21 protein-coding genes are annotated in these 25,305 nt (G+C 42.8%); 4 read left to right on the top strand and 17 right to left on the bottom strand.

All coding sequences use genetic code 11. From position 1 onward, the window contains the following. Positions 1 to 124: 124 nt before the first annotated feature. From BLT91_RS00400 to BLT91_RS00370, 7 genes are all read right to left on the bottom strand, one after another. Positions 125 to 1,252, bottom strand: coding sequence for an ROK family transcriptional regulator (locus BLT91_RS00400; protein WP_175532018.1), 1,128 nt, complete (start codon positions 1,250 to 1,252; stop codon positions 125 to 127). Between the two features lie 74 nt (positions 1,253 to 1,326). Beyond that, a complete protein-coding gene (locus tag BLT91_RS00395; protein ID WP_090815469.1) occupies positions 1,327 to 2,208 on the bottom strand; it encodes a protein phosphatase 2C domain-containing protein in 882 nt (293 codons plus the stop codon). A 31-nt stretch (positions 2,209 to 2,239) separates the two neighbouring features. Next, positions 2,240 to 3,076 (bottom strand): carbohydrate ABC transporter permease, encoded by an 837-nt coding sequence (locus tag BLT91_RS00390; protein WP_090815467.1) that lies wholly within the window; start codon positions 3,074 to 3,076, stop codon positions 2,240 to 2,242. 12 nt (positions 3,077 to 3,088) lie between these two features. Beyond that, positions 3,089 to 3,955, bottom strand: a complete 867-nt coding sequence (locus BLT91_RS00385) for a carbohydrate ABC transporter permease (protein ID WP_090815464.1) — start codon at positions 3,953 to 3,955, stop codon at positions 3,089 to 3,091. Positions 3,956 to 3,972: 17 nt separating this feature from the next. Next, on the bottom strand, positions 3,973 to 4,482 hold the full coding sequence (locus BLT91_RS00380) for a YdcF family protein (RefSeq protein WP_175532017.1): 510 nt from the start codon (positions 4,480 to 4,482) through the stop codon (positions 3,973 to 3,975). A 144-nt stretch (positions 4,483 to 4,626) separates the two neighbouring features. Next, positions 4,627 to 5,913, bottom strand: a complete 1,287-nt coding sequence (locus BLT91_RS00375; protein ID WP_090815460.1) for an ABC transporter substrate-binding protein — start codon at positions 5,911 to 5,913, stop codon at positions 4,627 to 4,629. A gap of 348 nt (positions 5,914 to 6,261) precedes the next feature. Next, on the bottom strand, positions 6,262 to 7,530 hold the full coding sequence (locus BLT91_RS00370) for a hypothetical protein (RefSeq protein ID WP_090815458.1): 1,269 nt from the start codon (positions 7,528 to 7,530) through the stop codon (positions 6,262 to 6,264). 130 nt (positions 7,531 to 7,660) lie between these two features. Here BLT91_RS00370 and BLT91_RS00365 point away from each other — a divergent pair, with 130 nt between their 5' ends. Continuing rightward, positions 7,661 to 8,560, top strand: a complete 900-nt coding sequence (locus BLT91_RS00365) for a helix-turn-helix domain-containing protein (RefSeq protein ID WP_175532016.1) — start codon at positions 7,661 to 7,663, stop codon at positions 8,558 to 8,560. On the opposite strand, the gene BLT91_RS00360 is transcribed toward BLT91_RS00365, so the two are convergent. From BLT91_RS00360 to kynU, 8 genes are all read right to left on the bottom strand, one after another. Further along, positions 8,550 to 9,419, bottom strand: a complete 870-nt coding sequence (locus BLT91_RS00360) for a carbohydrate ABC transporter permease (protein WP_090817113.1) — start codon at positions 9,417 to 9,419, stop codon at positions 8,550 to 8,552. The two genes, BLT91_RS00365 and BLT91_RS00360, sit on opposite strands and share 11 nt — an antisense overlap. A gap of 33 nt (positions 9,420 to 9,452) precedes the next feature. Beyond that, positions 9,453 to 10,331 carry a carbohydrate ABC transporter permease gene (locus tag BLT91_RS00355; protein ID WP_090815454.1) on the bottom strand — a complete coding sequence of 293 codons (879 nt, stop codon included), beginning with the start codon at positions 10,329 to 10,331 and terminating at the stop codon, positions 9,453 to 9,455. A gap of 103 nt (positions 10,332 to 10,434) precedes the next feature. Next, entirely contained in the window at positions 10,435 to 11,802 is a 1,368-nt protein-coding gene (locus BLT91_RS00350) for an ABC transporter substrate-binding protein (protein WP_090815452.1), read from the bottom strand. A 463-nt stretch (positions 11,803 to 12,265) separates the two neighbouring features. Further along, on the bottom strand, positions 12,266 to 14,995 hold the full coding sequence (locus BLT91_RS00345) for an alpha-mannosidase (RefSeq protein WP_090815450.1): 2,730 nt from the start codon (positions 14,993 to 14,995) through the stop codon (positions 12,266 to 12,268). A 3-nt stretch (positions 14,996 to 14,998) separates the two neighbouring features. Further along, the gene (locus BLT91_RS00340; RefSeq protein ID WP_141224910.1) at positions 14,999 to 15,328 is read right to left on the bottom strand and encodes a hypothetical protein; all 330 of its coding nucleotides are present in this window, start codon (positions 15,326 to 15,328) and stop codon (positions 14,999 to 15,001) included. Then, positions 15,279 to 16,058: a tryptophan 2,3-dioxygenase gene (gene kynA / locus BLT91_RS00335; protein WP_254776781.1), complete on the bottom strand. Its 780-nt coding sequence runs from the start codon at positions 16,056 to 16,058 to the stop codon at positions 15,279 to 15,281. Before kynA ends, BLT91_RS00340 begins: the two co-directional genes overlap by 50 nt. A 160-nt stretch (positions 16,059 to 16,218) precedes the next feature. Further along, the gene (kynB, locus tag BLT91_RS00330; protein ID WP_090815446.1) at positions 16,219 to 16,842 is read right to left on the bottom strand and encodes an arylformamidase; all 624 of its coding nucleotides are present in this window, start codon (positions 16,840 to 16,842) and stop codon (positions 16,219 to 16,221) included. 44 nt (positions 16,843 to 16,886) lie between these two features. Further along, positions 16,887 to 18,173, bottom strand: coding sequence for a kynureninase (gene kynU / locus BLT91_RS00325; RefSeq protein WP_090815445.1), 1,287 nt, complete (start codon positions 18,171 to 18,173; stop codon positions 16,887 to 16,889). 752 nt (positions 18,174 to 18,925) lie between these two features. Between kynU and BLT91_RS00320 the strand changes: the two genes are divergently transcribed. Beyond that, positions 18,926 to 19,126 carry a cold-shock protein gene (locus BLT91_RS00320; protein ID WP_028553508.1) on the top strand — a complete coding sequence of 67 codons (201 nt, stop codon included), beginning with the start codon at positions 18,926 to 18,928 and terminating at the stop codon, positions 19,124 to 19,126. A 113-nt stretch (positions 19,127 to 19,239) separates the two neighbouring features. Here the strand turns inward: BLT91_RS00320 and BLT91_RS00315 are convergent, their stop codons facing one another. Beyond that, positions 19,240 to 19,950 (bottom strand): YebC/PmpR family DNA-binding transcriptional regulator, encoded by a 711-nt coding sequence (locus BLT91_RS00315; RefSeq protein ID WP_090815443.1) that lies wholly within the window; start codon positions 19,948 to 19,950, stop codon positions 19,240 to 19,242. A 217-nt stretch (positions 19,951 to 20,167) separates the two neighbouring features. Between BLT91_RS00315 and BLT91_RS00310 the strand changes: the two genes are divergently transcribed. Both BLT91_RS00310 and BLT91_RS00305 read left to right on the top strand, forming a co-directional pair. After that, positions 20,168 to 20,569, top strand: a complete 402-nt coding sequence (locus BLT91_RS00310; protein ID WP_090815441.1) for an Rrf2 family transcriptional regulator — start codon at positions 20,168 to 20,170, stop codon at positions 20,567 to 20,569. Positions 20,570 to 20,614: 45 nt separating this feature from the next. Next, positions 20,615 to 21,730, top strand: a complete 1,116-nt coding sequence (locus BLT91_RS00305; protein ID WP_090815439.1) for an AbrB family transcriptional regulator — start codon at positions 20,615 to 20,617, stop codon at positions 21,728 to 21,730. A 217-nt stretch (positions 21,731 to 21,947) separates the two neighbouring features. On the opposite strand, the gene BLT91_RS00300 is transcribed toward BLT91_RS00305, so the two are convergent. Then, positions 21,948 to 25,109, bottom strand: coding sequence for an Ig-like domain-containing protein (locus BLT91_RS00300; protein WP_090815437.1), 3,162 nt, complete (start codon positions 25,107 to 25,109; stop codon positions 21,948 to 21,950). Positions 25,110 to 25,305 lie beyond the last annotated feature (196 nt).

Raw genomic sequence — 25,305 nt, 5'->3', positions numbered from 1 at the left:
CAGATATTCGGGCACTAGCGGAATCACGGACAATTCCATTCGAATAAAATAACTCTAATCGTAGAGAAAAAAAATTTCATAAATTGCAAATGTGGCGCTTTTTGCGCTTCTGGTGTTAACTTCGTTAATTCATTGTAGGAATCATAAAAAATTGTTTTATAACCACACTGGAAGCAAGCTGCGCCCCTTCCAACTTATCCTTTAGAACCATTAACTTTACTTGATTGGAATGACTGAGGGAAGTTTCCCGTACTTTTCGTTCGATCTCTTGAAAAACAGATTCTCCAGCAAGTTCAAACCATATGCCTAGAAACAAAACGCAGTTTGGATTAAAAACCGTTACAAGATTGGACGCCATATTCGCAATGATGTCGGCAGATTCCAAAATGATTTGTTGCAAATATTCGTCGCCTCGCTGCAGTCGTTCCTTCATTTCAACGAAATTCAACCCGCTTTGCTGCTCCAACGCTCCGATGGAAGCAATTGTCGTCAGGCATCCTTGTCCCCCACAATGACAAGGCAATGCAGCATCGCCGTAAGCAACTTTATAATGACCAAACTCGCCGGCTACATGATTATGGCCTGTAAATAAATTCTTCCCTACGACAATCGCACCACCGACGCCTCTGTCAATTTTAATGATGATATTATCCGAAGATTCCGATAGCATCCCGGATAAATTCTCACTTACGGCCACCATATTTACGTCATTTTCCAAGTAAACTTGAAAAGGATACTTGTCCTCCAACAATTTTCTAAGAGGATAATGATTCCACTTCAATTCTTTCGCTTTGAGAACGATTCCTTCATTGACATCAACCAACCCTTGGATGCTGATTCCCATCCCTTGTATCGTAGAATGATTGGATAAACTCATCAATAATTGATCAATTACATGGGTCACACATTCCAACGTATGGTGCTCATCGCGGAACTCCTGTATGGTTACCTCTTCTTGGGAGAGTACATTCCGCTCAAAATCAACCAAAAAACCACTTATATGTTTAACAGCAATTTCAATGCCAATCGCATGTAAGCCCCGTGTATTGATCCTTAACGGTACTGGCTTGCGTCCACCTCCGGGAGATGAAACCGGTTCGTCTTCCACCACAATGTCATCCGCCAGCAACCGTCCCATGATATTTGTAATCGTTTGCTGAGTCAAGCCGAGCTTCTGGGAGATTTCTACCCTTGATAAAGGGCCTTCGGAATGGATCATCTGCAAAACTCGCTGCTGATTGATCTGTTTCATTATTTTCGAACTATGGGTCCGTTTAACTGTAATCATTCCACACCCGCTTTACTCTAATGTTTCAATTAACCGTATCATTTGCTCAGATCCAAGACAATGCCCGTCTTGTCGTCGGATATTTTATGCCTTACATTTTTCACACATTCCAAATCCTGCTCTTCCTCTGCAATTAGCTCCAATGCATAATTTTGTAAGCCAAGTTGATCAATCCTATCCAGCATGCCATGCACATTGTTCTCGGCTTCATCATTATCAGGGTACAGCAGCCCGTCCGTTAACGCATATATATTTATTAATCCTGCTCGATTAATTGTACCTGTTTCTATAAAGTTTTCCAATTCTATTTCTCCATTAAAGACGGAATAACCTTCCAACGTATTTGTTTTATTGCGATTCAAGTTAATATATGGCTTCACATATTCCATTATTTCTTCATGTGTACTTAAGCCGCTCCGACGTGCTTCAACCCGCTTTTGCAATGTGATTCGATCGAAGGGACGGACTTGGTCGCGGGTAATCGTACGTACTTCATTGTTGATGTACCTTGCGTAGAGCATGCAATCACCAGCCTGCGCAAACTCAATCGTTGTTTCATTCACTTTAAATAGAACAAAAGCAGCGGCCCAGAGCGCTTCCTTTTGTTTGATATCGATCCCTTCAGATACGATTCTTTGGCGAAGTTCTAAATTAGCTTCCAACACTAGTTCTTTTAGGCTCATATTGGATGCAGCATGTTCTGCAGCACTCGCCAATATGCGCGATGCAACATAACCTCCACTTTCTCCGCTGGAGCTTCGTGGATTGCTGATTGCGGTTGCGCCATCAATAACGCCAAAGATACCTGCTTTCTCGTTTATTACGAGAACATCCTCGTTAAACTCCCCAACTCCATGAATGGAGCAAGCCTGTAACCAATCGTTTTGAATCCAAACATTCACGTCTGATGCTGCTGCCAATATAGTGTCCACCTTTCCAGTTATTTAGCTCCTATTCTTTACTGCCAGAGAACGCAATGCTGTTAATAATTTGTTTTTGAAAAATAATAAAAATGGTGATCATCGGCATTATAGATAGTGTAGTACCAGCCATCAGCGCCGTCCAGTCCATCTGAATCGCATTCTCTTCTTTAAAATACGATAAACCTAACTGTACCGTGTAATACGACTCCTTATTTGTAATCAATAACGGCCATAGATATTGGTTCCATGCATAAGTGAATATGAGAATGACTGCTGTTGAAATAATTCCTCGAGACATCGGCAATACGATAAAAAATATGATGCCTATCGTACGCAGACCATCCATCTTTGCTGCTTCTTCTACTTCAACAGGCAAACCCGCAAAATATTGCCGGAATAAGAATACTATTAAAGCACTCCACGTAAAAGGGATGATCAGCCCAAGAAAGCTATTCATCCATCCGAGTTTACCTAATAGCTGAATGACCGGGATCATAATCGTCTGCTCAGGGATCATCATGCCGGCTAGCAACAATCCGAATAAGAAGTTTCTCCCTCTGAATTCCATACGCGCAAAAGCGTAAGCTGCCAATATGGACGTTGTAAGCTGTCCAACTATGATCCCGGCGCTTACAAGAAAACTATTACTGAAAAAGCCTGCAAACGGGTAAGCACTTATCGCTCTTGTATAATTGTCAAATCGCAATTCGTTCGGAATCCACTGGATAGGAAGGCTGAATACTTCATTCGGGCTCTTCAACGAAGTGGATATCATCCAAATAAACGGCATCAACGTAAATATGGCTCCTGCAATGATAAAAATATATAAGGAACTGCCAAAGCAAGCTTTCTTGAACGTCGCCATTATTTCCCTCCCCTATACCGTATTCCGATCCAGTAATTTTCGCTGCACTAAGGTGATACCGACAATGATTACGAACAAAACGTAAGCAACCGCTGACGCATATCCCATCTCAAATTGATCAAAACCTAGCTTATACAAATAAGAAACAATGACTTCCGTTGAGCCTACCGGGCCGCCTTTGGTCATCACATTAATTTGGTCGAAAACCTGAAAGGAGTGGACGGTTTGAACTATTAATAAAAAAGTTGTCGTTGGCATTAGCATGGGGACGGTTATGGTCCGAAATTGCTGCCATTTGTCAGCCCCATCCATGGAAGAGGCTTCATATAAAGAAGGGGAGATCGATTTGAGTCCTGCAAGCATAATAACCATGCAGTACCCCATATTTTTCCAAACACCCATGACAATAATAGACACAAGTGCGAGCTTAGGATCACTAAGCCAGGTTTGCATCGGAATACCGCATACATGAAGCACAGCATTGGCAAGACCATATTCATTCGGGCTGTATATCCAATTCCAAACGACGGCGATAGCTACCATCGAAATAATCATCGGCATGAAATAAATCGCGCGAAAAACGCTGGTGCCTTTTATACCGCCGCTTAACAACAATGCAAACAAGAGCCCCAATGCCAAGCTAAGCGGTACAGTCGAAAACGTGTACACCATCGTATTTTTCATCGCGTTCCAAAAAGTTAAATCCGATAAAATACGTTTATAATTATCAATTCCGATAAACACTTTGTTTGCGGAAAAACCATTCCACTCAAAAAAACTAAGCTGGAAAGACAGTATGACAGGCAGTATAAAAAATACAATAAAAAGAGAGTATGCAGGTGAAATAAGAAAATATGGGGTGAGTTTATTCCATTTCAAGGAGAATTCTCCTATCTTCACATTAATTTAGTAATCGTATTTTCCCTCAACAAACGTGTAGTAATACGGAATGCTTTTAATTCATTTAACGTCGGAAGGATCTGCCAAAGTAATACACTGAATGTTCGATATGCATAAAAGTTAGCATGCATGCCCAGCGTTTGAGCAATAAAACCTATTCTGCGTAAATGGAAAGAATTCGATATAATAACACACGTACGCAAGCTTTGTCGGCTCATTATTTCCTTGCAGTTGACAAGGTTCTGAATGGTATCTAAGGACTGATCTTCTACATATATTTTTCTAATATCCAATCCATTTTGGATCATGTAGTCCTTCATGATTTCGGCTTCCGAGCGTTCTGAAGCTTGTGCACCTCCGGATAAAATAATAACCGGAAATTGATATCTCCTATCGAGTTCAAGGGCAGCATCGAGTCTTTCTTTCAATAACCTATGGATCTTGTTATCCTTACACTGGTATCCTAAGACAATTAATGCATTCTCACGCTTCGTAAGCCTAGGCATAGAGTGTATCCACACTATATACGATATTAATACTAGAAATCCTACTGCCGGTATTGCCAACCAAAAAAACATATTTAACATTCCTCATCATTTTTTTGAAGATGCCCAAAGTCTCTAGACTTTGGGCATCAGCATGAAGTTCTTTTACTTCATTGCCGTTTGACTCTTTTGGACTGCTTCTTTCAAAGCATCTTCAACAGACGCTTTCCCATAGGCAACTTTTTCAATAGCTTCACTAATAGCTGAAGACATTTTCGGATACCATTCTTCGCTCGGACGCGTGTAGCCGTTGCTTAACGACTGGCCGGCAATTAAGTGTCCCGGGTTTGCTGCACCGAACTGCTTATATGCTGGTGTATTGACGGACGAGATGCGAACTGGAACATAACCTGTTTTCATCGTCCACTCCGCATTATTTTCCGAATTGGTCATCCAAGTCATGAATTCCCAAGCAGCTTTTTCCTTCTCAGGTGTTGATTTGAACAAGAACAAAGTATTTGTGCCAAGCCCGGTTGCCAATTGCTTCTTACCTGGAAGCGGTGCAACGCCTACGTTCGGATTTTTGTCCAAATAAGCTTTTGCCGCACCTTGTGTACCTATCACCATTGCAAGCTTTCCACTATTAAACATAGCATCGACATCAATCTTTTCCTTTGGAGCGACTTTATACTTTGCAATCATATCTGTATAAAACTGCATAGCTTCAACGCCTTCTTTGCCGCCAAACGTTATAGCATTGTCTTTTACCAAATCGCTGCCATTCTGCCATAATAATGTTTCCCAAGTCCATGCTGTGCGTTCATCAGGTTGAATTGGAAGGTATACGCCATAAAAGCCATCTTTCGTTAGCTTTTTGCTTGAGTCGAGCAGCTCGTCCCAATTTGTCGGTGCGGATGCAATACCTGCAGCTTTGAATAAATCTTTGTTATAAATGAGAACCAATGCTCCAGCTTCAATCGGAAGAGAGTACATTTTACCTTTATACTTATTCGCTTCCAAAGCTCCCGCTGAAAAGTCTTTTTTCATGTCATTATCCATCAGATTTCCTACTTCAACAATTTTATTGCTTGAAGCAAGAACTCCAGTCCATGTCGGAAAACCCCAGGCGAGCTCAGGGAGTTCATTAGAAGCAAGACCAACCTGAATTTTTTTCAACATATCTTCGCCCGTTGCTATGAACTGTTCTTTGATTTCGACATTCGGTTTAACGGTTTTGTATTTATTAATGAATTCCTTCAATACTTTCTGTTTATCCGGAGTATAAGCATGCCAATACGTCAATGTTACAGGCTTATCTTTGTCACCTGCTGCTTGTTTCGTTTCGTTACTCGATGCTGTACTTGCAGCATTTTCTACTTTCTTCGTCGCGCAGCCTGAAGCGATTACCGCCATCATGCTCGCAACCAATAATACATGTATTGCCTTTCTCATTGATCTTCCTCCTCGTTTTTTGTTTTTATGGCGCTATGCGCCGGGTATTAAAAGGAGCAGTAACTCCGTTACCCTTTGCCGGGTAAAGCATGAATTGAAACTGTTGAACCGTACATTGAATTCTTCTTCAAGCTCAACATAGCCGTATGGATAGCAGCTTAGAAGCTGCTATCCCATAGAGATTACATGGACAGCAACATTTACAAATAATTAATAAATCAATTTGATTAATTAATTAATTTAATGATAAGAAATCAACTCATTATTGTCAATATATAAAAAAATAACACCTGCAAATTTGTCAGGTGTCATTTGGGTTCTATTAGGCTGTTGTTTTGAATAACATCTCTATATTTTCTCTTCGGCTGCAGCTATCTCTTCTGCTTTTCGAACTTCACTGAAAAAATGATCAAGCTCATGCTTCGCAACTTCACGTATAAATCCTAGATCTTCACCGAACAGCTCCGGAGTCCATGTACGGCCGAAGGAAGCATGAACCACCTCATCTGCCCAATCGTAATCTTGGAACTGAGTCATTAATGGATGCTTCACTTGATCCCTGCAGAATTCAAATTCCCCGACTTTCCCCGGGCGCTTCATCGCCCCTTCTTCAATCCCAATAGTTAGCCACGCGTATTGTGCACTCGGAATTTTTTCTATATTGATATCATAATCAGACGTATATTGCGGACGGGAACGCCAATTCAACCCTTCAGCCTCTAGGGCTGCCTGACCAAACAATGCATGGCGAACCTCATCCCACAAGTGTCTTGCTAAGTCCCGATAGAATGCCCACGGCATTCCTTTTTGTGACCATAACACAGCCGCAATCAGCTCCGCCGCGGTCATCTCTTCCTGACGTACTCTCATCATACCGACAAGTCTGTCCTCATTCGGCTTCTCGAATTTCATTCCCATGCTTGTTCGGTAAAGGGTTGTTTCACCCATACACGCTTCTCGTTGCGATTTTTTGGGCAATTGATAGACCTGGAATGATCTTATACGTTCTGGTATTTCAGAAGACCTTTTCATTTCGTTGCTCATTCCACCTGCTGCAAGGATGCATCGCTGTAATAACGTACACATTGCTTGAGTACCAGCCTCGTCCCATTCACCCTCGTTTTTCAGGTGAGCAATTGCCGCTTCCCCCCAATTTACTTGTTCCTCCAGATCAAGAAGGATAGAGCGTAATATGCGGATAGTCGGCTGATCGACAATTTGTTGTGTACGCTTTATATGGCTCCTATAAGCTTCAATAAGCGCTGGTTTAATCACTGTGTACACGCCAGCTAACCATTCGCAATCTGTACGAGCATGAAGAATTTCGTCCATAAGCAGCGTTAAGGCTGGATCTGGTTCCTGCCCAACGTTAGCAAGAGGCGTACGCAGATGACTCACACGTGTACGAAGTTGATCAGCCGCTTCTGCATCCTCATAGATGTGGCGTCCCATCGCAGTTTTGAGATCCCAATTATGTCTTGCAGGCAGCTGAGCTGCACTTATAAACATAAGACGCTCATGAATGAACCTATACCGCTGCAGTACCTTAGCGTTTGCATCGACACTGAAAGCTCCAATTTCATGTGGATTCGCAATTCCTGTAAATGTAATTTCCAACTTTGTTCCCTCCTTTAATGAGTGTTGAATAATTTCATTTTCTCTTAATATGAATTCGTTTACAATAGACAGAGATAGGATTTCAATGGATTTTATTGATCAGAAAGGGTGCCTTCAATTGAATGAAAATTTGCCTGTTTTACACTATTGCGGTGACTTTGTTGTTCGGCGTAACTGGAAGCTGGGACCGCGTATTTTAGACGATAACGAGTTGTTGTTTTTTCCTCAGGGAACAGGAACGATCTACCGAAAGGGAGATCAAGTTTATACATTAAATCAGCCCAGTTGGATTCTTACTAAAGCCGGGGATACTCACAGCTATCATTTCGGAGAGACTGCAGCTACTCGTCATCTTTTTCTGCATTTTAGTGGTGGTGAATGGTTCGCGCCTACGTTACTTAGTTCAATTGGTTCTGATGTAATACCGGTTAGGGAAGGTGGACTACCATCGGCAATGATCAGCCAAATCCTGCACATCGCTCATGGAGAAAAAGATACCAATCGGTGCAATATCTTATTGTCAGCTCTGCTTAGCGAGCTTGAACACTTGGGCAATATAAGCAAAAACACTTCTATCCCCTCTTGGAAATATTTAGAAAATAAAAAAGAGGCCGTTATCGACCCCGCCTATCCGCTCGTGGTGAGCAAAGCATTAACCTATATTCGTAACAGGCTTCTCGAACCTATCACCGTAGCTGAAATTGCAGTCCATTGCCAGTTATCTCATGAACACCTTACGAGAGTCTTCGTACGTGTCACTGGAATTCCTTTGCGTCAAATGATCATACAACTCCGGCTAGAACGCGCTTCTCATATGCTCCGTCATAGTACACTTAGTATTAAAGAAATCGCATCGCAGTGTGGATATGCTGAGAATCACTATTTCTCGCGATCTTTTACTGCCTATTACGGTATGACAGCGACCGAATACCGTAAAGAATACGCTGACCCACGTGTCCAACACATCGTTCCTGACGAACGATTGGAGGAAAAATATCCGATTAATGTTTATTTTCACATTAACCCTTAATGCCCGTCATAGAAATGCCCTCGATAATATTACGTTGGAGCACAAGATAAACGAGCAGTACAGGTATGACGGCAATAGCAGAACCGGACATCATCAAAGTCCAGTCAGTCACATAGAGTCCCTTAAACGTACTAAGCATCAAAGGTACTGTGTACTTGTCAGTTGAGCTCAGGAAAATAACTGGCTTAAAAAAACTGTTCCAATTTCCCAGGAACGAAACTATCGCTAACGAAGCTAGTGCTGGACGAATGAGAGGAATCATGATACGCCAGTATATCTTCCACATGTTCGCACCATCAACGTAAGCTGCTTCTGATAAGTCACGCGGGATTCCCATAAAAAATTGCCTCAACAGAAATACACCAAAAGCACTGAACAATGCATCCGGAACGATGAGCGATAAATGAGTATCGAGCCAGCCGAGATTTTTCAGAATGATGTAAAGTGGTACGATCGTAACCTGTTCGGGAACCATCAACATAGAAAGAAACAGAATAAATAGCACATTACGATATGGAAAATCAATTTTGGCAAAAGAAAAAGCAGCCATCGAGCATGTTAACAATTGACCGAGTACGACGATTACAGAAATATAAGCACTGTTCATGTATGCCTTATCAAATGGCATTGCCGTTAGAGATCGGCTAATATTCTCCCATCTCCATGGATTCGGAAATAAGGTTGGCGGCACTTGAAAGATTTGGGCTAAGTCTTTTAAGCCGCTGAATGCCATCCATAAAAACGGTCCAAACATCGCTACTGAGGCTAGAATTAACAGAACATGCAGAAGAATGGTTGATACTTTACTTCCAACATGGCTGCTCTTCTGCTTACTGGGTACGGTTCCTGTTGGAACCATTTTTTGTTTCACCGTTCTCATGTGAAATCCTCCTTAATCCGCGTAATGGACCCATTTGCGAGAAATATATGTCTGTGTCATGGTGAAAATCAAAATGATGACGAAGAGCACAGTTGCCGCTGCCGCACTGCGGCCGAATTGAAAGTTTTTGAATGCAAGCTCGTACAAATGATACACAATCGTATAGCTGGCTTTTGCTGGTCCGCCGCTCGTCATAACGAAAGCAGTATCGAAGACTTTAAACGAGTCAATAATGCCAATAATAGTAACAAACAAGGTAGTTGGCGATAAAAGGGGCACAGTAATTTTCCAGAATTGCTGGGACTTGGATGCACCGTCGATCATGGAAGCCTCATAGTAATCTCTGGATATTCCTTGTAAACCAGCCAGGAAAATAATCATGTTAAAACCAAGCTTTTGCCAAATGCTTACAATCGCCAAAGACGGCAGGACGAGGTTCAAGTCGGTCAACCATTGTGGACCCTTAATGCCGAACAAGCTATGCAGCAGATAATTGATGATACCGAAGTCACCATTAAGCAGCCACATCCATACAATCGCTACGGCAACAGAGCTTGTAACTACCGGCATGAAGAAAAACAACCGGTACATAACTCGATATCTCACTTTGTTCAAAGCAACAGCAACCAATATCGCAAGTAAAATACCCATTGGAACCGTTAATAAGGAATAATAGAGGGTATTCACTAGTGCCTTTTGGAAATCAGGATTATGAAAAGCGTAACTGAAATTATCAAATCCAATAAAGGTTGCAGCCTGAAATCCATCCCAATCTAATGTACTTAGAACAAAGGTTGTGATCAGAGGGATAAGTGAAAAGGAAAGCAGTCCGATTAATTGTGGGGCAATAAAGAAATACCCCCAGAATACATTAGAACGTTTACGGTTCATGCAAATCCTCCCATATGAATTGTTTCTAGAAAAAATAAAAAAGGAGAGATGGAATACATACATCCTTCCCTCCTCAGTCACACTTTACCATAATGCATCTTATTTATTTTTTCGCTTTTACTTCTTCGATCTTCTTATTAACACCTTCACTCATTTTCTTTAATGTCGTTTGAGCATCCTGCTTCCCTAACAACAAGAGATCATAGTTATCTTTCACAATATCGGAAGCTCCCGGAACACCTGATTCGGAAGGCCATAACGCGTAACCAATCTCACGAGCGTCGAGGAAATATTGAGCATGTGCCGGTTGTGCGTTCTTATCCAATACGAGATCATCTACACCGCTTACCGAAGGAACTGCATTCCCCCCTTTAAGACGGAAGTTTTGACCATCCTTGGAAACAAAGTAAGAGAGAAATTCATAAGTTTCTTTAGCATGAGCTGTCTTTTTATTCATAACCATGTACGCTGTTGGAATGCCGGCCGGCTCCATTTTTTTGCCAGTGTTCGTTGGCAGAGGAACAATGTCGTATTTTAATGAAGTGTTCGCATTAAACTGCGGAACCCACCAACGACCTGCAATTCCAAATCCGACTTGGTTCGACATGAACATAGCATCAGGGCCTTGTCCTTTAGGAAGTGAACCGGAGAATACGAAGTTTTTGTTCTTTGTGTTATCCGCGAGATATTGGAATGCTTCCAGCGTCTTCGGATCCTGATCTCCAATGAATTTGCCATCCTGAGGCTTATCGTAAACTTTTCCTCCGTTAATCGTTGCCCATGAATAGATCGGAGATGACCAGTCTTCAAGTACAAGTCCATATTTATTTTTAGACTTCAGCTGTTCCGTTAACTCTTGTAGCTTCTTCCAATTCCACTGCCCTGCATCATACAATTTCTGAGGATCGTCAGTGATACCCGCTTCGGACAATACAGTCTTATTGTAGTACATCACTAACGGATTGCAGTCAACTGTGACTCCATATATTTTATCGCCTTTTTTCGATCCGCCCCATAATCCTTCAGCAAAATCCTCGGCTTTGATTGGGCCCGTTCCTGATTTCATCAAGGGTGTCAGTTCTTCGATTGAACCGTTACTAATGAGTTTAACGACGGTCTGATCTCCAGCATAAAATGCGTCTGGTGCAGTACCTCCCTGCAGTTGAGTAATGATCTTCTCTTCGTAGCCGTCGTTCGGTACTGCTACTAGCTCCCATTTCACATTCGGATGATCTTTGTTATACTGATCTGTCAGTTCGTAAAAGCGCTTTAACTCTCCTGGATTCCCCCAAGTACTCCACTTTAATTTGATAACCTCACCATTTCCAGCCTTAGGTGCTGGTCCCTTCGTTGCATCCGCTGTCTTGCCGCCAGCCGGTTCGGAAGAGCTGCCACCTCCACAAGCAGTTAGAATCATCGTTAGCGTGAGGACGGAGCTGGTTGTTAAACCCCATGTTTTTTTCTTTACCATTCTTCCAATCGACTCCTCTCAAATAATTAGATGCATCTACTCTGGGACAAATTGGATGTCTATGAGATAGACATAATTTTAATTCACCATGATAGCGTTTTCAATGGACTTTTCCGAATAATAGATGGACTTTTTTGATCTAGCATATATTACACCCCTTCTCTTCTAATAGTCGTGTTTTGCTGATTAATGTAGAAATCCCTACTCTCTATCAATCGACAAAATTCGCGAAAAGATATCAAAAAAATTAACCTTATTCATATGACTCGCTCCAGACTTTGAAGCTATCATCGCCTACCTCGGCATTACCTCTATGATCAGTTTCACTGTCGGGCTGTCTCTTTTTTGCCATCACGAAAAGCACCCCCTATAATATTCATCGGTTTATTCAACACTAGGGAGTGTTTATCCAATGACTACTATAAAGGGTGCACTTCAGTTTGCTGTCTAGATGTTTTTTCTACTATCTACTAATCCCGATCGTCACAATTTCGCAAGGACCAATCGGCAAAGACATTTGGCCTTCAGCGCCAACTTCAATACTCGGGCCATGTGCTTCCATAATCGTGCTCTTATAGAAATAGTAGTGTAGAATGTTGGAATTGAGCTTGAGCTCGGTATTTTGGGAGCTCATGTTGTACCAACGGAGCAGCAGATCGCCACTTCCTTCATTCATTTTCATAGAGGAGAACGCCATTTCTGCGCCTTCCCACTCAAATGGCGCAAATGTAGGTGCAATGCGTCCATGATGAACTTCTGTTTGACATAAAGTCCAAGGAATTTGAAACTGGTAAGCTTCTGCATACGCGCCCGACTGTACGCCATCTCCGTTATGCGGAATGATGGACATTCTGACGTTGTGCTCTCCCAGACATTGCGCCTCCGGCGTCGGGAACAAGCCCCAGTCGCCTAGCTCGCCAACCGCGCGAAGCAACGTCACTGCAATCGTATTGCGTCCATCACGCAGAACTTCATATTCGTTCAATCCGAGGTTGGCAACAACAAGACCTGCCCCCGTATCGCTTACCTCAATGAAGGCTTGTTGATGCTGCGTATTGCTTGGATTTTCCCACTCAGCTGCCGGCATGTTGACTCGCTGCGGGATTTCAAACATGGAGTCGACACGGTGAACTTGCGTGACCAGATCAGTTGGGAACAACATCCGCAAGCGATGATCTTTGGCCTGATTGTTGAAGGATGCCTCGATCTCTACCCCTTTGCCGCTGCGGCTCAGACTAACAACGGTTCGGATCTGCATAGGTTCCATGCGCGCCGATCGCTGCGCTTTTCGGTACGGGTAGTAGATCAAATCGCGCTGCTCTTCATCCAGCAATTCGTCCGCTGACGCAGGGATTTCCCAGTCGTGTACAATTTCTAGAGAAGCCTGATAAGGCGTATCTTTTAACACGCGGATTTGCGCAGCTAAGCCGTAAGTTGTTAAAGGCGTCTCGCCATCAGGCTGTTTGTACATATATTCGTTGCCAATATCCCCTGTATTCTCATAGACGCCTAAATCCCTGTAGGTACGACCATTCATTTTGTCTGTCAACGTGAAGGAACCGTTATCCGCGATTTCGATCTTAAGCGCATCATTCTCCAGTACCCGGTCATCCGTTAGCATTGAGGAAACAGAAATCTCATCTCCCCTTTTAACCCAAGCGTACGTCTTCAGCCCTAATGCTGGAATATTCTCAGCTTCAAAAGTCAGCTTCACTTTTCGGCACATATATGGCTGACGGAACTTGTCGTCCGGCAAATCGTAACCGAATTGCAGTCCGAGATCTTCGAACGTGCATGCGATGACATTCCCAAGCTCATCCACGAGCATTCTGCCTGAAATATCCGCTGCTTTTACAATATCGCTAGCTTCTTCAAGCGAATATCCATCACGGAAGTACAAACGCAAGGCATCTAGCTCGATACTCACGACGCCGGTACGCTCCCAACCGGATGTATTAAAAACAACAACCGGCAATGAGCATTCACCCGCTTGTGCAAAGCTTGACGTATCTACAGCATCAGCGATCGAACGTTTGCTGTCATCGACGATCGCTTCCGCTACATGCCGGCTTTTCTCAAAGCGCATCACCATTTCCCGGTGCACTTCGTCCACGGAGCAGCCGCAAATGCTATCGTGCGGATGATTCTGCATCAGTGTTTTCCAAGCGTACGTGAACAGATGATGCGGGTACTTCTCCCCGACTTCGAGGACATGTGCGAAAGCGGCCAACGGTTCAGCCACTTTTTCCAGCATTGCTTGCCCCAGCTGATTCATCTGCTTCAAGTAAATACGTGCTGAAGCAGTGTTTACGAGTGTAGACCAACCGTCCGTCCGTTGACTGCGAAGCTCGCCTTTTACCGTAGAAAGCTCATGCTTCAAGGAACGCTGTATAGCCTGCAAGTAATCGAAAAAATTCGAATGAACAAAGGTCGTTTCCGGATACAGCTCGCGCGCGGCCTGAATCGCTTCAGGCAAGTCCAACTGAACCGGCTGATGGTCGCAGCCGTTCATAAAGAGCAGTTCGCTAGTCGATGCGTATTTCTCCGCGTCCGCCAGCTTCCGCTCCCAGTACGCTTTCGCTTCTTCCCGGTCTACAGGAATTTCATTGCCGTTTGAATACCAGTTGGCGAAAAGAATACCGAGCACCTGGGAACCATCAGGTCCTTCCCAAAGCAGCTCCGAGAATGACGATTCGTAGTCACCTTCAGAGACGGTATTATTAAAGCCTGTCGGCTTCACACCGCGGCCAAACAAAGCATTCGTGATCCCGGACTGCTGCATCAGTTGCGGCGTTTGGCCTACCAGACCGAATGTATCGGGAAAATAACCAATCTTCGAAACATGGCCATATTTCTTCGCATCTTGGTGTCCGATCTGCATATTTCGTACATTGGCTTCGCTGCTCGTTAGAAATGCATCTTGCAAAATATACCATGGACCGATCAAAATGCGGCCGTCTTGAATATATTTGGCCAGTCTATCCTTTTGATCCGGTCTGACCTGAAGATAGTCCTCCAGAATGATCGTTTGTCCGTCAAAAAAGAAGCTGCGATAATTCGGATCTTGATCCAATTTATCTAATAGCATATCTACGAGCTTTACGAGACGAACATGATGCTTCTCATAAGGCAGATACCATTCCCGGTCCCAGTGCGTATGAGATATGATATGAGCGGTTCTCTTGGTACTCATCGTTTAACTCCTTTCAATATGGACTTCTTTCGGACGGTATACGGAGATAAGATTGCCGAGCGCATCTGCTGCAAAGAGAACGGAACGCTCTTTCTCCAAAGCAAACGCATAAGTTGCCTCGTTATCCAGCTCGGCCACCGTATCCATCAGCTTCGCTGGCTGGTCCTCTAGGGCATCCAAAGCCGGAAGCTGTTCAGGCGACATATTCCACCGCTCTTGAAGCAATTCGATACTTCCATGACGCAGCTCAAGCCACTCGACAAATGCTTCATGTAGATGAAGCTTACAGATCTGTGCGGAGACTCCATAATTCAGGGAAATAACGCTGCGCAACTACGTGTTTTAAATATTCAACGCCAGCTGAGCCTCCGGTCCCCGACTTAAATCCGATGATCCGTTCAACCGTCACCATGTGATTGAACCGCCATTGTTGTTGACGGCTGTCGATGTCAACAAGCTTTTCCGCAAGTTCATATAGATCCCAGTAGCGTTCAACGTCTTGGTACACTGTCAACCAAGCGGCTTTGACGCTCGGACTTTCCTTGTATTCCTCTGACCAATCCCGCTGCAAATACTGCTGATCGACCTCTAAACCTCGCATAGAAAGAGCCATGATCGCAGCGTCATAGAGGCTGGGTTCGTGGAGCGTTTGGCTCAACTGTTGATGGAGCTCCGGTTGATGCTCATAAACGGACAGAACCTTGGTTTGCTTGCCCCCCAGCATGAACTCAATGAGCCGATTTTGGAAAGACTGGAACCCCGATGAACGTCCCAGGCTGTTACGGAATTGCATGTACTCAGCTGGAGTCAGTGTTGACAAGACGTCCCAGGATTGGATCAATTGCTGCTGGATTCTAGAGACGCGAGCGAGCATTTTGAAGGCCGGCTCCAGATTGTTTTGCTGAATGAGAAGACGAGCTGCTTCCAGTTCGTGCAAGATCAACTTCATCCAAAGTTCGCTGGCTTGATGGATGATGATAAACAGCATTTCATCGTGATGGCCGGATAGCCTTTGCTGGCTGGACAACACTTTATCGAGTTGAAGATAGTCTCCATAGGACATTTCTTTTGAAAAGTCATTATGGATATTAGACTCAGTTGCTCTTGATTGGGATTGTTCGTGTTTCTCCGAATTGGACACGTATTTCACTCCTACTATGGATTATGTTATGTCTGAGAGGACAAATTACTCATCGATCAAATGCCAGTTGAGACCGTCTGCCCTATTTCAAGGGGCGAAGAACGGCCCTGACAGGACTTCCGTCTGCCTCGACAAGCGGAAGGGGAAGCGCTATCAATTCATAATCGCCAGGCATAATGTGTTCCAGAACGATCCCCTCTAAAATATGAATGTCATGTGCATGCAGGGCATGATGGGCAGACAACTCCTTGCTATCGAGTGGATCAACAGAGGGTACATCCACACCGATGAGTCGAATTCCCTTTTCCGCTAGATAAGGTCCTAGATCTGCTCGCAGATAGGTGATATCCGTTGGAAACTTCTTCGGGTTTGACCAAGAATTTGTACGAATCAGTAATCGAGCGACACCGTCTATATCATACTCCTTCAAATCCTCTGCACCGATGCTCGATTTACCAGATACGTCAATAACACGTGCAAGTCCAATGTATAGCTCCAAGTCCAGCTCCATGACCCTCCGGCCATCATTGTCAAAATGGAATGGAGCGTCAATATGTGTACCAGTATGAATGCTCATCGTCAGTTTTCCGACATTTACCGATCCGCTTTGTTCCTTCGTCCAACTAACCTCATAAGAGAAGGGCGTATCTCCTGGCCAAGTCGGCACTCCTGCTTTCAATGGTCGAGAAATATCCAAAATTGTCATACAATTTCCTTTCGACAAATGATTTGTCCACTGTTGATCGCTTGTTAAGCGACTACGTCGCGTGTATTTTCGAATTGCTCGTACTGCTTTTCAACCATGATAGTTTTCAATCGCTGCACAGTATCCCACACTTCACAGTATGTTGTATAGAGTGCAACGGGAGCAAGACGAATGATGTTTGGAGCTCGGAAATCGGGTATGATCCGATTTTCCTTTAGCGATTTGCAAATCCGGGCAGCTTCCTCATGCTCTAAACTGATATGCCCTGCTCTACGCAGATCATCTTTTGGATTCCCGATTGTAAAGCCCATTCCAACCAATTCTTGTTCGATCAAATCCATCAAATATGCGGTGATATGTAGAGACTTCTTTCGGAGCTTCTCTAGACTAGCCTCTGCGAACATTTCCAAAGATCCGATAAGAGGAGCCATACTTAAGATATGCGGTGTGCCAATTTGAAAAGCACCAGCCGTCTCCGCAGGAACAAAATTATGCTCCATGTCAAATTGCTTGTCTTTTCGTGAACCAAACCATCCTGCCAAGCCTGGTGAGCGACCGAAGTGCTTGCGATTTACGTATAAGCTTCCTACACCGCCTGGTCCGCTGTTCAGATACTTGTAGTTGCACCAATAGGCAAAATCAACATCCCATTTACTCAAGTGATGAGGAATCGATCCTACAGAATGACAGCCGTCAAAGCCAATGAGGATCCCTCGAGCATGAGCTTCCGACGTTAAACGCTCTATATCGAGCAATTGTCCACTTCGATAGAGTACTGTCGGCAAGATGATCAATGCAACTTCATCCGTCATGGCCGCAACTATATCGTCTTCGTCGATAAACCGTCCATCATGGCTTTTTACCTGAATCAAATGTTCAGACGGGTTGTACCCATGCAGTTGCAATTGACTTTGTAAGGCATAAATGTCAGATGGAAAATTCAATTCATCCGCCAAAATTTTAGTCCTGTCGCCCTCAGGCTTATAAAAAGTCGCCACAAGCTGATGCAGATTCGTGGTTGTGGAACCAGTCACAATTACTTCATCTTCTGATCCACCAACTAACGGGGCACTTAAGGCTGCCAATTTTTCTGATAGATAAAACCAAGGGTATTGACCTCGTGTCCAACCATCGATTCCTTGCGTTTTCCATGCATCAACTACTTCCAACAAAGTTCGCTCAGCACGTCTGGATAACAGGCCTAATGAGTTGCCATCGAGATAGATCGATTCCGAATTTATATAAAATTCATCTCGAAAACGTGCCAGCTCATCTTCTTTATCAAGCTGTTGTGCAAATTCTTTAGAATAATGATAAGGTTCTTTGATCATAAAGGCCTCCTCGTGGTTCATGGAATCATATAGGAATCGAGCTTATCTTACTTAAAATAAGTTATATCGTCAACAATTAAGAACCCTTTTATTCCTGCGATCTTAACGCTCGATTCGTTTCAACCAACAGCTTAATCAATCATTTACTGATAAGTAATGCATCTACATTTTTTGCTTCAGAAGAACCAGCATCTTTTGTTCCTATGGTATGACTTCCATTGGCAAGCCCGGTATCGGAATAAAGAACTTGTTGACAGTTGTTTCTATGGACTTCCCTTCTTGATTCAAATAATGGGGTTCGTCAAAGAGAATATTGCCTGATAAATCGCTATGAACAAGTTGCATTAACCAGCTTTAATTCCCCTTTTTATTTAAAAACTTACTGAAAAAAAATGCCCGTTAACACAACAGGCTGCCGATTGAACCATTGGCATTCTTGTTGTGTCAGTAAAAATTGTTCGCTAACCTAACGTGAATCTGTTGAACCAGATGTCATCCGGTTCAACTTGGCTGGGTGCAACCCACTCCAATAGAGATATCAAGGCCTGAGCACGGCCTGTGTAGTGTTCACACCCTCGTTGGATCCACGCTAATTTGCTTTGCAGACTTTTGTGTGATAAGATGATTTTATAACAGATTTAACATAAACTCACATATTGAAAAGGTGATCATTTGTGGAATGGTTCCTTTTTCAATGTGTGATTTTTTTGTTTAAAAAAACATGTTAAATAAATCTTTGGAGGTAATTAATTATGGAAACAGGTACAGTAAAATGGTTTAATGCAGAAAAAGGGTTTGGCTTTATCGAAGTGGAGGGCGGAAATGACGTATTCGTTCATTTCTCCGCGATTCAAGGCGATGGTTTCAAATCACTGGACGAAGGACAACGTGTTGAATTTAATGTAGCTCAAGGCAATCGCGGACCTCAAGCCGAGAATGTTGTAAAACTGTAATCCAAATTTTCATTCAAATTCTCGTTAACTACGGTAGAATACAAAAAAAGGCTGGTTCCTGTTGCGAACAGGAATCATGCCTTTTTTATTGTTTTATGAGGCAATTTTTTTGGTTATTCCACGTTATGATACACTTGCTGCACATCCTCTAAATCTTCCAAAGCATCAATTAATTTATCGAATTGGGCTTGTCCTTCTTCCGGTAAAGTGACGTTGTTTTGAGCTAACATCGTCAGTTCAGCAATGGAAAAATCCGTGATTCCAGCCTTTTTGAATGATTCTTGAACAGCATGGAACTGCTCCGGATCAGCGTAAACCATTACGATGTCATCTTCTTCAACAATGTCACGAATGTCTACATCCGCTTCCAGCAAAATTTCCATGATCTCATCGATGCTTTTGTCTTCAATACCAATGACAGCCGTGGCATCGAACATGTAAGCGACTGAGCCGTTTACACCCATATTACCGCCATTTTTACTAAATGCTGCACGTACGCTTGAAGCTGTACGGTTCACGTTATTCGTCAGTGTGTCCACAATTACCATCGCACCGTTTGGTCCGAAGCCCTCATAACGAAGCTCTTCATAAATTTCATCTGAGCTGCCTTTTGCTTTATCGATGGCGCGATCAATAATTGCTTTCGGCACATTGTAGGTTTTTGCCCTTTCGAGAACAACTTTCAAAGCACGATTCGCTTCAGGGTCAGGTTCACCCTTCCGTGCTGCTACATAAATTTCAAGTCCGAATTTAGCGTAAATTCGACTTGTATTTGCATCTTTAGAGGCTTTCTTCTCTTTAATGTTATTCCACTTTCGGCCCACGATTGATCCCACTTTCTATTTTTATTTCATTAAACATAATAACCGATTTTCATTCAAAATGAAAAAAAATATTGTTCCCCAATCATTTACATCCGTCCGACAGCCTGGCTTATATGCTTGTTTAAGCGAAAATTATCGCACATTCTCCCCATTTGAATTCCAGAATTAAATGTGCTAAAATCAGCACAGATATCAACAGAAGGTGTGAAGCTTACTCGTGGCACGATTAAAGAGATTTGGATTTGGGCTGCAAGCACTTATCGTACTTGCTATGAATTCTGAGCAATGCTCCAGCACGGAAATTGCAGATCAAATCCGGTGTGAACCGACAGCGCTACGCAAAATTTTATCACAGCTGCGAGAGGCGGATATCATCGAGGTGAGACAAGGCCGATCCGGCGGTTATCAATTGACAAGAAGGCCTGATCAAATAACGCTGTTTCAAATTTATACTGCGCTTCACGAAGAAGAGCCCGTGTGGAATCGCATGCTGGATACGACCGGAGATCATGTGTTTGGCAAGAAGGTAAAAAGTGCATTCCAGATCATTATGTGTGATATTAACACACAGGTTACACAGGTACTTGGTAATTATACACTGGCCAACTTAATTGATTAGTTTTTTGGGATTATGAATTAAATAACAAGGTGGTGACTCGGCCAGATGGATAGAAAAACGATTACCATCAAAAAGACGGTAAAGCTCGTCGTAGCGCTTATGACTGCCCTTCTAGGCGGCTGCTTGTTCAAGCTCCTACACATTCCAATTCCCTGGCTGCTCGGTCCAATGATCGCGGTATTGATTGGTTCGAATGTGTTCAAGGATCGTTACGCATGGCCTACCCCCATTCGAAGTGCGGGACTCGTCATTGTGGGCTATACGATTGGTCTTTCAATGACAGCGACAGCTTTGCATGAAATGGCGATCCAGCTGCCTTCTATGCTGCTCATGACCCTTCTCTTAATGCTGCTTTGCGTGGTACTCGCTTTCCTTGTTTCCAAGCTGTCCGGTATCAACTTCAAAACTGCACTGCTGGGAAGCATACCTGGCGGTCTTACACAAATGGTCATCATGGCTGCGGAAACCGAGGGCATCAATCTTACCATTGTCACCGTAACGCAAGTCATACGTCTGATAATGATTGTCGTGTGTGTACCCCTGCTAGTGTTTAGTCCGATATTGGGAAATCATAAAGCAGCAGAAACTTCTATTACTGCCATTACCACTTCATCCGCAAGCTGGAGCGAGCTGCTGTCGAACATCATCGTTTTTGCTGCAGTCAGTATTTGCTGTGCTCTGCTAGGGAACAAAATCAAATTTCCCACCGCATTCTTACTCGGACCTGCCTTAGGTACAGCTGTCGTGCAGTTTTTAGGACTTCAAGGTCCCGCACTGCCAACCGGCCTTATTCATGCAGCCCAAATCATGATTGGCATCAATGTTGGATTAATGCTGAAGCCAGGCCAATTAAGCCATAAGCTTCAAACGATTTCGCTTGCAATTGGCAGCAGCGTGCTTCTCCTCATCGGATCATTTGGACTAAGCTTATTCTTTATGAAGCTGCAACCCATATCCAAGTCAACTGCCTTGCTCAGCCTCGCTCCAGGCGGGATGGATCAAATGGGGATTATTGCGCACGAAATTGGTGCCAATTTATCCATTGTTGCAGGCTATCAGCTGTTTCGTACGTTTTTTATTTTCTTCGCGGTGCCCCCTATCTTGCGAATGCTATTTAAATATAGCTCTGCAAAAAGAGCGTGGCGAAACAGCCAGTCCTAATTAGCTCCCCTCATCGAACAAAAATAACATAAAAAAGAAGCTGGATCATTGATCTCAGCTTCTTCATTCTTGCGCCTCACTTGAAATGAGAAATTAACCATATTGCAGGCAATACTTCATTCAATTTTCAATTCCAATATGGATACACTTATTAATAACGAACATTATCCGGTAAACAGGTTTTCTTTCTTTTTTCATAATTCAAAATTGACATTATTTATTTAGGTTTAACTACAACAGGAATAATTATTTTAAATCCGTCATATTCCGCAAATATCACAGCTGCTCCTTCTGATTTCGCTACGATCTTATGATCAGCGGTCACTTCAGCTACTTCCGGACTAGACGTACTCCATGTGACATCAGCCGTAACGTCTTTTACCGTTCCATCGCTAGACATAGCATGAATGACTACCTCACTTGTTGAGCCTATTGAATTTACGATATAACCCGGCGAAGAGCTTATCCCCAATGTAAATGTAGGATACTTTGCTACGACTTCAACATTAATTGTCGTTGACATACCAAAAACAGTAGCAGTTATCGTCGTTTTTCCAACAGCGTGAGCGATGATATGTCCATCAGCAGAAATCGTTGCAACCGATTCGTCCGCCACCGTCCATTTTACTAGGCTAGTAACATCAAAACAATCACAATTACCATCTCTGCCTGGATGACCAAAGAAAGCAATTATAGACACGTCCGTCGACTTATTAGGTTCTAACATCACATTGCGGGGAAATGAAATTAAAGCTACAGGCTTTGTGTTTCTTACCCAAACAGAATCTCTCAAACCTCCATAATTGAAATAGATGTATGCTTCACCAGGGCCGACCCATGTAATGACCCCGTTCTGATCAACAGTTGCTACTTTCTCATCGGAAGATTCCCACTTCCCATCAGTATCAACCTGAACGATATTATGATCTGTATATTCCGCAAAGGCGTCCACATCTACAGGAGCTCCTGCCTCAGGCTGTATTAGCATTCCCAGTATGTTTTTAGTGATTCCGACTAAATTAACTGGTCCCTCTTTTTCTGTTACTTTTACTGGAATTTGAATAGGAGGGAAACCTGCAATTGTTGCACTAACTGTCGTTTTCCCAATTTTCATTCCAGTAAATTTCCCGTCTGTAACACCAGCAATAGTAGGATCCTCTGAAATCCACTGGATTGACTTCGTAATCTCTTTTTGAGTCCCATCATTGTATTGGGCGAAAACATGTACGGGATAAAGCTTATCTTTTTGAACAATAACATCCAATGAGGATACAAGCAATGATTCTATTTTTAAATCCCCCGTAGATGCATTATTTTCAGAAAGGATTGAAACCTTCAAGATTTCGGTGCTTGTCCCGTGATTGATAAGGACCTGAGTTGTACCTGGTGCAACCGCTGTAAGAACACCATTCTTAACTGTAACAATGCTCGGGTCTAGTGATGTGAATCTTGAGTCTGAAGTGACGTCAGCTGTTGAACCATCTTGATATTTTGCTTTTACAGAAAACGAATGCGCGCGCTCGGCTAACCGAAAGGAGATGTTAGTTTCACTAGGAATCAGATCAACAATTTTATTCACGAAATCTTTAGAAGGTTTTTCTGAAACGGCAATAGGAATCTGCTTTGAGTAACCAGAGCTATCTACGGTAACTATGGCTGTACCAGTACCTACAGCAGTAAGTAGGCCATCCTTATTAACTTTAACAACATCAGGATTAGATGATTTATAAACCGCAGATGGAGTCGAATTTACAACAGATTTGTCCGTATAGCTCGCTTTTACCTCCAATTGCTGCTGTTGATGTACCACCATATTTTTCATATTTGGTGTAACAGAAATCGATTCAGGGGTTGGAGCCTTCCTCTGACCGTCTTTATCCGCGACTGCCACCGGGATATCTACAGTGTGACGACCATTATAATAGATAGCATGCAAAACGGTTGCGCCACTCAATTGACCAATAACCTTTGATGTACCACCATAATTTTGCTGAACTGAAGCTACGTAGTGATTGTCGGAGAACAATTGAACGGAAGCTGTGACATCCTCCGTGCTCCCATCACTGTAAATCGCTGTTATTGCAACTGGCGCTTCCTCACCTACACCTATGGAGAGATTTGATGGAGAAGCTTTCACACCAATAACTCTTGGAGTAGTAAGCTTATTGGTGACAGTAACCTCAATTTTAACTGGAGGAAGAACATCTGATCTATAGGAAGCTGTCACAATTGTTTTACCTGTCTTACCTCCTATGATTAATCCTGAATCCGTTACCGTTGCAATGCTGCTATCTTCGACAGTCCACTTCACTTCACTTGGATTTACATTCTCTGACTCTCCGTTATTGAATACTTCGGTTAATTGAACCGGCCAATTTGCACCTGGCAAAATTTCAACAGCAGGTTCATCAGTTACAAGCTTCTCCGGCTTAACAACATTAACAAGTACAGCATCAACCAATTTATCGTATTTAAAATATATATAGGCTTGGCCTATTCCAACTGGGGTAATCTGACCATCTTTACTAACGGTAGCAACATTACGATCTGTCGTTGTCCAACTTCCTAAAGAAGTAACCTCTCTACTCTCGGGGTCCCTTGTAATGGCATATACTTGAACCGGCTTATCAGAGGTTTCTAACCTAAACTTGCTAGCCGAAAGTAGAAGCGCCGTTACATTTTCTGGAACATCTCTTATAGAAGCAAAGAAGTTTATCAGTGGAAAAGTTGAGTAAGTTACTCTCATTGAAACATCACCTGGTGAGATCCCTTTTAATACGCCATTTTCAACCAAAGCAATCGACGGATCTCTTGATTCCCATTTAGCTAATTTAGTTACGTCTTCCATCGAACCATCGCTATAAAGCGCTTTCAAAGCGATAGGACGCTCTTCCCCTTCATCTATGAATGTTATTCTAGGTGCAGCTAAAACGAGCGATACCATTTTTTTCACTTCTGAAGGATTTGGATTTTGACTTAAAACATGCGCATCTTGAGTAACATTTACTTCAACATTTAACACCGCATTACCAAGACTGAATTGTACATGTGTAGACCCTGCATTCACAGCTGTTAGCACTCCACTAGCAACTGTTACAATTTTCTCATCTAGTGAAGTCCATTTTCCTTTTGCTGTAACATCAGCTTTGGAACCATCCTTATACTCTGCTTCAGCCTTTAAATCGTGTTTGCCTTTAGAAAGAGAGAACGAGACTGTCGATTCACTTGGAATAAGTTTTACGATCTCCTTCGAGGGCGGTTCCTTTGTTACCTTTACTGACTTTTCAGGTGAGGCAAAAACCAAACTACTAAATAAAGACATAATTACGGTAAAAACGAGGGTTAATGATGTAATTCGTTTTGCCAACTTTGTTCTCATTAGTCAACCTCCATATTTTTTTTATATAATCAAACTGTAAATACAGCCTGATAATATCAATCTACTAATACTCTTTTTCTTCACCTTCTCCGCTAATATATGTATACGCTTTCATATTATATGAAAAATATTACATTCTTAAACTAAGATTAGACTATTAAAAAATTTTAATATATAGTGCAATAGATTGATTTTT

It is taken from the genome of Paenibacillus sp. yr247 (assembly GCF_900103825.1).
In the GTDB taxonomy this organism is placed as follows: domain Bacteria; phylum Bacillota; class Bacilli; order Paenibacillales; family NBRC-103111; genus Paenibacillus_E.
This window is presented reverse-complemented; position numbering and strand designations above follow the sequence as displayed.